The organism is Burkholderia sp. LMG 13014, from assembly GCF_905232215.1.
Taxonomy (GTDB): domain Bacteria; phylum Pseudomonadota; class Gammaproteobacteria; order Burkholderiales; family Burkholderiaceae; genus Burkholderia.
The window spans coordinates 1-9,127 of the sequence record NZ_CAJNKE010000229.1; the positions used below are offsets into that span (position 1 = coordinate 1).

At 62.2% G+C, this 9,127-nt stretch carries 7 protein-coding genes and 1 pseudogene; 5 read left to right on the forward strand and 3 right to left on the reverse strand.

Annotation, left to right across the window (positions count from 1 at the left end):
* Positions 1 to 79: 79 nt before the first annotated feature.
* Positions 80 to 949: an LD-carboxypeptidase gene (locus JYJ84_RS20920; protein WP_175984807.1), complete on the reverse strand. Its 870-nt coding sequence runs from the start codon at positions 947 to 949 to the stop codon at positions 80 to 82.
* Positions 950 to 1,259: 310 nt separating this feature from the next.
* Here JYJ84_RS20920 and JYJ84_RS20925 point away from each other — a divergent pair.
* A pseudogene (locus JYJ84_RS20925) lies at positions 1,260 to 1,484 on the forward strand (ISNCY family transposase); the annotation flags it as partial.
* A 268-nt stretch (positions 1,485 to 1,752) separates the two neighbouring features.
* Positions 1,753 to 3,618 (forward strand): potassium transporter Kup, encoded by a 1,866-nt coding sequence (locus JYJ84_RS20930; RefSeq protein WP_174959422.1) that lies wholly within the window; start codon positions 1,753 to 1,755, stop codon positions 3,616 to 3,618.
* 437 nt (positions 3,619 to 4,055) lie between these two features.
* On the opposite strand, the gene JYJ84_RS20935 is transcribed toward JYJ84_RS20930, so the two are convergent.
* Positions 4,056 to 4,955, reverse strand: coding sequence for a LysR substrate-binding domain-containing protein (locus JYJ84_RS20935; RefSeq protein WP_051889838.1), 900 nt, complete (start codon positions 4,953 to 4,955; stop codon positions 4,056 to 4,058).
* Positions 4,956 to 5,193: 238 nt separating this feature from the next.
* Here JYJ84_RS20935 and JYJ84_RS20940 point away from each other — a divergent pair, with 238 nt between their 5' ends.
* Positions 5,194 to 5,655 (forward strand): RidA family protein, encoded by a 462-nt coding sequence (locus JYJ84_RS20940; protein ID WP_122945425.1) that lies wholly within the window; start codon positions 5,194 to 5,196, stop codon positions 5,653 to 5,655.
* A 130-nt stretch (positions 5,656 to 5,785) separates the two neighbouring features.
* Here JYJ84_RS20940 and JYJ84_RS20945 read toward each other — a convergent pair whose 3' ends face one another.
* The gene (locus JYJ84_RS20945) at positions 5,786 to 7,354 is read right to left on the reverse strand and encodes an MFS transporter (RefSeq protein WP_175984808.1); all 1,569 of its coding nucleotides are present in this window, start codon (positions 7,352 to 7,354) and stop codon (positions 5,786 to 5,788) included.
* A 153-nt stretch (positions 7,355 to 7,507) separates the two neighbouring features.
* Between JYJ84_RS20945 and JYJ84_RS20950 the strand changes: the two genes are divergently transcribed.
* A complete protein-coding gene (locus JYJ84_RS20950; protein WP_175984882.1) occupies positions 7,508 to 8,395 on the forward strand; it encodes a LysR substrate-binding domain-containing protein in 888 nt (295 codons plus the stop codon).
* 148 nt (positions 8,396 to 8,543) lie between these two features.
* The gene (locus tag JYJ84_RS20955; protein ID WP_175984809.1) at positions 8,544 to 9,020 is read left to right on the forward strand and encodes an AAA family ATPase; all 477 of its coding nucleotides are present in this window, start codon (positions 8,544 to 8,546) and stop codon (positions 9,018 to 9,020) included.
* Positions 9,021 to 9,127 lie beyond the last annotated feature (107 nt).

Sequence of the window (9,127 nt, forward strand, 5' to 3'; positions counted from 1 at the left end):
CGTTTGTAGTAGCTAAGTTCAAATGTCCGCTGAGTCATGAAGTCCAGCAACTCCATCTTCATGCCTTCTAGATTCGACGCTACGCGACGAACCGGATCGCGTTGTTCTCAATGGCAGCCTGGTTGCCGTATTGCCAAGTGATGTTGCGGTGTTCATGTCCGATCGGCAGACCCGAGTAGATCGGCAGGCCGAAGCCGCCCAGCACGTCGACAAGCATCTGCTCGAGCGTGAAATCCGCGCCGTCCGGGATCGGGCAGCGCGTGAATTGCCCGAGCACGAACGCGCGGGCCCCGTCGAACGCGCCGCTCAGACGCAGTTGCGTCAGGCTGCGGTCGAGCCGGTAGCCGAATTCCGTCACGTCCTCGAGCAGTACGATCGCGTCGCTTGAGCGAAGCGACCAGCGTGTACCCGCGACGCTCGCGAGCACCGTCACGTTGCCGCCGCACAGACGTCCGCGCACCGCACCGGGGGCGCCAGACAAATGCCGCAGGCTTAGCGGTGCGCGTTTGCCACCGGTCAGCACGGCGCGCATGTCGGCGCGCGTCGCGTCGTCGACCTTGGTCGCCAGGCTGTGGAATGTCGGGCCATGCAACAAGCGCACGCCGGGCCGGTCTGCAAGCGCGCAGAATAGCGACGTCGCGTCGGAAAAACCGACGATCGTCTTCGGCGTCGCGATCTCGTCGGGCAGGTGCTCGAGCAGATGCGCACAACCGAATCCCCCTCGCGCGAGCCAGACGATATCGATTGACGGATCCATCAAGGCGCGCCGCAGATCGTCCGCGCGCTCCTCGGCGGTACCGGCGAAATAGCGGTACCGGCTGCCGAGATGTGCGCTCGTCGTGACCTTGAAGCCCCAGCTTTCGACTAGCGCGATGCCGCGCTCGATTCCTTGCGGATCGGGCACACCTGCGGGCGCGACGACGCCCACTGTCTTGCGTCTTGATTCCATTGAACGGATACCGTGAGGATAAGACCCGCTGAATATACCTGATACCACTCGCGAGCCGCTCACACCTGCGAGGCGACATTGAACGCGGGGAGATGCCATTCTCCGTCGTCCGCGAATCATTTAGATGGAATGGTCGCCTCCCGCCACAGTAGGACCCTTGCGGCGAAATCCATCGGGTCCGGCAGGCACGTCCTGCAATCGAGTCCGGATATAAGTCCGCAACCACCCTCCTCGCCACGATCAAAATCGCCTTGCAAATGGGAGGCGACCATATAAGAAACGTCGCGTTTGGACCTCGGTAAGCTTCCAGTTGGCCAAGGAAACGGTACGGCGTCTGATGACGGATGCTGGTTTGTGGGTGCCGCGCCGGCAACGACCGCCGAAGGTCTATCAGCCACGGGCGCGGCGTGCCTGCCTGGGCGAACTCATCTAGATCGACGGCAGCGATCATCGGTGGTTCGAGGAACGGGCACCGGCCTGCACGTTGCTGGTGTACGTCGACGATGCGACGAGCCGGTTGATGATGCTGCACTTCCCGATAGCGATCCGTGACAGTCCGGCAACATTACGCCGATGAAAGGCGTCGCCGGGCGTCCGATCGACGGCTCAGCCTCGCGCCGTGCGGCCATAGTCCGCGCGATCGCCGACTTTCCGCCGCCAAGTCATACCAGATTCCTCCTGTCTCTGGCAGGCTTCGATCAGCTATCGCAGACGCAAGCGCATGAATTCCGGGATCGCGCGGCGCCGATGAACGCAATCGACGCGCGCGGTCGTACAACGAATATCAGAAACGAAGGGGCAACATGTCGAATCAGCGAAAAACATCGCCACTGCTGCTCGCCAGCGGAATCGGTGCTCTGGGGGTCGTGTTCGGCGACATCGGCACGAGCCCGCTCTACACCTTCAAGACCGTGCTCGACCTGACAGGCGGCACCAACCCTGCCACCATCTACGGCGTGATCTCGTTGCTGGTCTGGACGCTGATCGTCGTCACGACCGTCAAGTACGCGGGTTTCGCGATGCGCATCGACAACGACGGCGAAGGAGGCATACTCGCGCTGATGGCGCTGCTCGGTGTGAAGCGGCGCACCCGCCCGCTGATCGTCGCCGCCGGCCTGTTCGGTGCGGCGCTGATCTACGGTGACGGCGCGATAACGCCCGCGATCTCCGTGTTGTCCGCGCTCGAAGGGCTGACCCTCGTCGAACCGACGCTCGAGCCGTACGTGTTGCCGCTGACCGTGTTCATCCTGCTCGTGCTGTTCGCGGTACAACCGCTCGGCACCGCGAAGATCGGCCGAGCGTTCGGCCCGATCATGGCCGTCTGGTTCGTCGTGATGGCCATGCTCGGCATCTACGGCATCGCACGCCACCCGGCGATCCTGTGGGCGCTGAACCCGATGCACGGCCTGACCTACCTGCTGCATAGCGGCGGCACCGGCTTTCTCGTGCTGGGTGGCGTCTTTCTGTGCGTGACGGGCGCCGAGGCACTGTATGCAGACATGGGCCATTTCGGCGCGAAGCCGATCAAGTTCGCGTGGTCGACGCTCGTGTTCCCGAGCCTCGTGCTCAACTACGCGGGCCAGGGCGCGCTCGTGCTGTCCGGCGCGCCGACCGGCGGCAACATCTTCTATCGTCTCTGCCCCGAATCGCTCACGCTGCCGCTCGTGATCCTGTCGACGATCGCGACCGTGATCGCCAGCCAGTCGATCATCACCGGCGCGTTCTCGATGACGCGCCAGGCGATCCAGCTCGAATGGATGCCGCGCATGAAGATCGTGCAGACCTCGCAGGAAGGCTACGGGCAGATCTACATCGGCGCGGTCAACTGGACGCTGATGCTGGTCACGATCGGCCTGGCGCTGCTGTTCCGCAAGTCGGACAACCTCGCGGGCGCGTACGGCATCGCGGTGTCCGCGACGATGCTGATGACCACCGTGCTGCTGTTCATCGCGATGCGCGAGATCTGGAAGTGGAACCTCGTCGCCAGCAGTGTCGTGGCCGCGCTGTTCTTCACGTTCGATACGGCATTCTTCACGTCCAACCTGCTGAAGCTGTTCGACGGCGGCTACGTGCCCCTGCTTCTGGCGGCACTCGTGTACCTCGTGATGTACGTTTGGCATCGCGGCATCAAGGCCGTCGTGAACCGGCTGGGCGAGGACCCGGTCTCCATCGACGCGTTCATGCAGTCGAACGCCGCGACTCTCGCACGCGTGCCCGGCACCGCAGTGTTCCTCACCCGGGAGAAGACTAGCGTGCCGCCTGTGCTGCTCTGGTACGTCAGGCACAGCCAGGCGCTGCACCGCAACGTGCTCGCCGTCACGCTCGACATCGCGTCGGTGCCTTGGGTCGACGCCGCCGGCCGCGTTGCCGTCACGCAGCCGGCGCCAGGCTACTGGACGGTGACTGCCACCTACGGATTCATGGAGCGTGCGGACCTGCCGGCGCTGATGACGCAGATCGCCGCGCAGCACGGTTGCCCGCTCGATCCGGCCGCGCTCACGTATTTCATCGGCATGGAGCGCATCACGCACCGCGATGACGGACAGGGCATTCCGCGCTGGATGCAGTGGGCGTTCGCGCTGATGCTGCGCAACTGCACGCGCGTGACCGACTATCTGCGGGTGCCAGCGGATCAGGTGGTCGATCTGGGGCGGCAGGTTTCGATTTAGGGGGGCTGGTCAGCTCGGCCGCGCGGCCGAGCGGCCGAACCTCTGCCACCGCGGAACAGCCACCGCAAATCAGCCGCAAACCCCGGGACGCATCATCCGAACTGCGCCGCGAGTTCACGCAGATATTTCTCGTTCCAGGTCATCGCGCCCGACTCAAGCTCGGCGATCAATCCGTCCAGCCATTTGATCTCGGCTTTCAGCAGCATCTGCCTGTATGAAGACGGTTTTCAATCCGGCGAAGCGGCTGGCTTTCGACCACGCCTACCGGATCGATTGGGACGCTACCGCACTTCCGGCGTCTCGTTGAGCGCCGGAACCGGATCGCCACAGGGTCGAGGGAGCCGCGATCCGGAAACCTGACATCGAATTGAAATGGCGCATGTTGACGCACGTCTGCGTGCGACGGGGCGCTGACGTTCCCGCTACGCGATCACGAATCAAGGGGGCGAACGATCCGCCGGCTCGGCGGACAGGCTCCTCAGCATGTCTGCAAACATGCTCGCCGCGCGGGTTCGCCCTGTCCTGTTCGACCATAGCAAGCCCAGATCACGCGACAGCTCAGGGCCCGTTATGCGCAACAGATTGACGTGTTCGAAGCGCGCACCGGCGCTTTCGGGAACGATGGCGGCAAGCTGTCCTTGCGCCGCGACGGCGAGAAGCGACTCGGCGGTATCCATTTCTACGGCGACTGCCAGATGTGCGCCGACATTTCTGAACGTTTCCTCGATCAGGATTCGTGTCGAAAATCTCGAAGTGAGCAGTGCCAGCGGGATCGAATCGAGTGCTTTCCACTGGATCCGGTGCTTCTTCGCGAGAGGATGGCTTCGGCCGACCGCCAGCACGAGTCGCTCCGTGAACAGATACTCCGATTCGACATCGTCGCGCGACGCGGGATGAAATGCGATGCCGAGGTCAAGCGCGCCCAGCGCCAGATTGTCTTCAAGCTCCGCCGCTAGAAGATCCCGAACCGAGATCCGTACTTTCGGATACCGCTGATTGAAGGTCGCAACGGCATCCGGCAAGAATGCAAGCGGAAACACGGGGATTGCACCGAGGGTGAAAGTACCCGCCTCGAGTGCCTTGAGTTCCTGCACGGCCCGTTTGGCGTGCATCGCTTCGTTGCATGCCCGAGCCGCGTAGTCGCGAAAAATGCGGCCTGCCTGCGTGAGCCGGATGCTGCGCCCGACCCTGTCGAACAGCGCGGCACCCAGTTCCTCTTCGAGCTGATGCAGCGCGTGTGACAGCGTGGATTGCGCGACGTACATCGTTTCGGCGGCCCGCGACAGGTTGTTCAGTTCAGCGATGGCCAGAAAATAGCGAAGGTGTCGCAGTTCCATAGGTGCCTGCCGTGGAGTTTTTTCACGATGCCGCGCACGTCCGAGAGAGCGTGCAATTCGATTGCGCCAGCGTAGCAACATCGATCGATACTGTCGAACGAATCCATCCAATTAATTCATTTTTTAGATCGTCGACGCTCACCTATCATCCGTCGTGTTGTCGGGAGTGGGCGCATGCGGCACGAGCGCGACCTGGCTGACAGCACCCGAACCCGTGAGATTCAATCCGGAACATGAAATGAGCGACGCAATTTTACGACACCCGACTCCCCTTTCCCGCGAGGAATCCTGGGCTCGCGAATTCTCCGAAGCGATCGAAGTGCCCGCAGGGGCGAAAACCATAACGTTGAGCGGTGTAGGCGCGTTGCCGTCCAATCGGGATGCCGGGTCGCGCACGGTCGAGTATTTCGGCGACATGCAGACGCAAACAAGAAGCGTCCTGGACCAGATTCAGCAGATCCTGGAAGCCAGGGGATATGCACTTGGCGATGTCGTTGCTGTACAGGCGCTGTTCGTCGCGGATCCGGCGAATGACGGCATGCCGGACTTCGACGGCTTTTCAACGGTCTATCGCAACTACTTCGGGTCAAAAGCACAACCGAATTTGCCTGCTCGCACTCGCGCACAAGTTGTGCGGTTGGTCGAGCCGGGCTGGCTGGTCGAAGTGACCGTCACGGCAGCGAAGGTCGTCAACACCTGATACACACCCGATGTGTCGGAAACCCGCTCGACAATTGTGAAGGCGCGGCGCTTCAGGGCGGCATGCGCCGAAGCGCGAACGTGAAGAGTGCTCACGGGTGCCGGGGATGTGCCGCGCCGCGGCCTGCCGATCAGTTCAATTCCCGGTCGTCGTCAGGATTCCAGTTGACGTCAACGACTCGTGCGGATGAACTGGCGGGACCGAAGATCGCGAAACTGACGGCAGCCAGCAACCATGCCGCCAGGCCGCCGTAAAGCATGACCGAGCCGAAGCCATGAACAAGCGCGTCGTGGGTAATGCGCCCGGACGGATCGAGCGTCGGCAACACCGGGGCGAATTGCGCGAGGTGGGCAAGATTGCCGGTGGCAATGACCTCGGTCAACGCGCGTAATTGCAGGCCATCTAGAGCGTCCGGCCAGGCGCTTTTCAGATACGCGAAGATGCTTTGAGACAAGATCGATCCCATCAATGCAATGTTGATCGCGAACGTGATCAGCCGCGCGCTCATGTCGATACCGGCGGCCATGCCTGCGCGGTCGCTCGATATCGAGCCCGTGACCGTATTGGTGACGGTCGTGTTGGTGAAACCGAGTCCGCACCCCGCTACCAGGCAACCGGGAATCGCGGTGAGCCAGCCGGCATTGGCCGCGCCGCTTCCGATCCGGATCAGGAAAAGGCCCAGGCCAATGGTGAACAAGCCAGCGGGAATGATCAGGCGCGGGTTGTACCGAAGCATCAGTCGTTCCGCGAGCGGCGGCATCACCAGCGTAGGAAGCGTATAGGCCAGCAGGCACGCGCCGGCGACGGCGGGCGTGTAGCCCAGTGCACCCTGAAAGTAGATCGGCAGATAGATATTGAGCGGCCAGAAGCTGACATTCATCGCGATGGAGCCGACGAGCGCGCCGGAAAGCGGACGTATCCTGAATACGGAAAAATCGAACATCGGTTGGGGATGCCTGAGTTCGATCACGATGAATGCAACGAGGCTGATCGTTGCCGCCAGCAAGACACCCATGCTGCCGGTGAAGCCGGCAGACGATCCTTGTGTAATGAAAAAGGTCGCGCCAAGTACCGCGAGCACCAGCGTGAACAGCCCCGCGAGATCCAGCTTCGTTTCGTGGCGATTCCTCGATTCTTCAACGTGGTTGAAAACGAGCACGCCGGTCAGCCCGGCGAGCAGCACGTGTATCAGGAAGATCCAGCGCCAGTTCGAGAGCGCCACGATCAGGCCGCCGACAAGCGGCCCCAGGCCGAGGCCGATGCCGAAGACCAGCCCCCAGATGGCAAACGCCCGGCTACGCGCCCTTCCCGTCTGGAATTGATGCGACAGCACCGCTATCTGGGAAATGATCATCGCACCGCCGCCCAGACCCTGGAGGAATCGGCTGACGATCAGGAAGGACATGCTTTGCGCGAGACCGCACATCAGGGACGTCACTGCAAACCAGGCAAGACTCAGGACGAACATGCGCTTTCGCCCGTAACGATCCGCCAGTGTGCCCGTGACCATCAGGACGGTCGTGCAGGCGATGGTGTAGGCATTCATGACCCACTGCATGGACTTGAAATCGCCGTGCAGGACGGTCTGCAGCGTGGGGAGGATGACCGGCACACTGGATATTTCCAGGTGAAACATGACGCCGGCCAGACTGACCGCAGTCAATACGACGGCATGCTTGCGGGTATCGGAGATGAACATGGCTCGCTCGATTCGGATGGATATGAAGGGGCGAACAGCAGGGAAACGACTCAAGTTCGCCAGGCCATCCTACAAGCCGGTTTATCGTGGATAAACGGGATGCGATTCCATACAGAATGAACCTGCCTGTCCGGAATAATTCACACGCCGATGATGAATAACCTGAACTGGGTGCAATCGTTCGTGCGGGTCGCCGATACCCGCAGCTTTGTCGCCGCGTCCCGGCAGTTGGGCGTATCGGCTTCTGCGGTCGGCAAGAATGTGGCACGGCTGGAAGCGCACCTCGGCGTCAGGCTGTTTCACCGCAGTACGCGCAGCGTGGCGCTCACCCCCGAGGGCGTCATTTTTCTGGATCGGTGCCGCCGCATACTGGGCGAGCTGGATCTTGCGGAGGTCGAGCTTCAGCAGCGCGCCGGCGCACCCCGCGGCAAGTTGCGGATCAGCCTGCCGCTCACCAGCGTGGTGACGCCGCAGCTCCTGTCCAGGTTTCATCGACGTTACCCAGAGATCGAGCTGGAGGTGGATTACTCCGATCGGCTGGTCGATGTGATCGACGAAGGTTTTGATGTCGTCGTTCGTTCAGGACAGCCGCGGGATTCGCGCTTGATCACACGCGTGCTGGGATCCTGTCGCCGTATCATCGTCGGGTCGCCGGACTATTTCGAACGGTACGGCATACCGGAACGACCTCGGGATCTCGAGCATCATGCGGTGCTGCTGTATCGATATCCGAGTACCGGGAAAATCCAGCCCTGGCCGTTCCCGGATGGAACGCCGATGGCCGAGATCAAGCTCAAAGCGGCCGCCGTCTCGAACATGAGCCCGTCGCTTCTCGCGTTGGCGTGTGACGGCGCCGGCATCGCCTGCCTGCTGGACCATGAAGTCAAAGACAAACTCCGGGACGGATTCTTGCGCCCCGTCCTCGAAGGGGACGCCGCGCCTTCCGTGACCTACCGGATTCTTTGGCCGCCGAGCAGGCAGCGCTCGCCGAAGGTAAGAGCGTTCGTCGACTGCATCACGGAAGAGGCAGCGTTGCACTAGCGGCTACTTTCTCGTCGCTTTCCGGTACGGACACATCACGGAAAGCGCGCGGGCGAGCGCTCCCTGCGATGAACCTTCGCCGGCACCGTCCGTGTCTTCCCGAAAAGCTCTATAGTTCCAGTCGACCCATTTTCCGGCTCAGAATGGCATGACGAACCTGCAGGTCATTAATCCGGACACGTTTCTGGAGACGCCCGTCGGGCGGTTATGGACACCGGAGAGAAGCAAGGCAGCATGGTCGAGCAGCTTCGCGGCGCTTGAAGATGCATTGGCCGGTCACGGGAAAAATCCCCCGCGGCTTCTGGTCGTGTGCGGTGTGCAAGGAGCCGGGAAATCGTACTGGATCGACCGGCACGCGCATGCGTACGCGCCGTGCATCTGCTTTGACGCCGCGTTGCCCGGCGCAAGGCACCGCAAGCCTGTCATCGATGTCGCCCGTCGCTACGATGCGGAAGTTCATGCGATCTGGATTGACGTTCCGCTGGATATCGCAAAAGAACGGAACGCGCGGAGGCCGGCGGACCAGCGCGTCCCCGATGCGAGTATCGAAAGCGTTGCATCCCTCTTTGCGCCGCCGACCGTTGCGGAAGGGTTTGCGTCGGTTACCCGGATCCAGGGCGACTGATGCAGAACATCCAGCGCGAGCGACAGAATCGTCACGAACGCTGTTTCCGGCTCCGGTGACCGCCTGAACCCAGACGACCGCGGCGCGACCGAACGCATCGCGCGAGG

What these genes read in the sequence shown, in the direction of transcription:
- JYJ84_RS20920 (WP_175984807.1), bottom strand. Translation starts at nt 949, where the DNA reads ATGGAATCAAGACGCAAGACAGTGGGCGTCGTCGCGCCCGCAGGTGTG.
- JYJ84_RS20930 (WP_174959422.1), top strand. Translation starts at nt 1,753, where the DNA reads ATGTCGAATCAGCGAAAAACATCGCCACTGCTGCTCGCCAGCGGAATC.
- JYJ84_RS20935 (WP_051889838.1), bottom strand. Translation starts at nt 4,955, where the DNA reads ATGGAACTGCGACACCTTCGCTATTTTCTGGCCATCGCTGAACTGAAC.
- JYJ84_RS20940 (WP_122945425.1), top strand. Translation starts at nt 5,194, where the DNA reads ATGAGCGACGCAATTTTACGACACCCGACTCCCCTTTCCCGCGAGGAA.
- JYJ84_RS20945 (WP_175984808.1), bottom strand. Translation starts at nt 7,354, where the DNA reads ATGTTCATCTCCGATACCCGCAAGCATGCCGTCGTATTGACTGCGGTC.
- JYJ84_RS20950 (WP_175984882.1), top strand. Translation starts at nt 7,508, where the DNA reads ATGAATAACCTGAACTGGGTGCAATCGTTCGTGCGGGTCGCCGATACC.
- JYJ84_RS20955 (WP_175984809.1), top strand. Translation starts at nt 8,544, where the DNA reads ATGACGAACCTGCAGGTCATTAATCCGGACACGTTTCTGGAGACGCCC.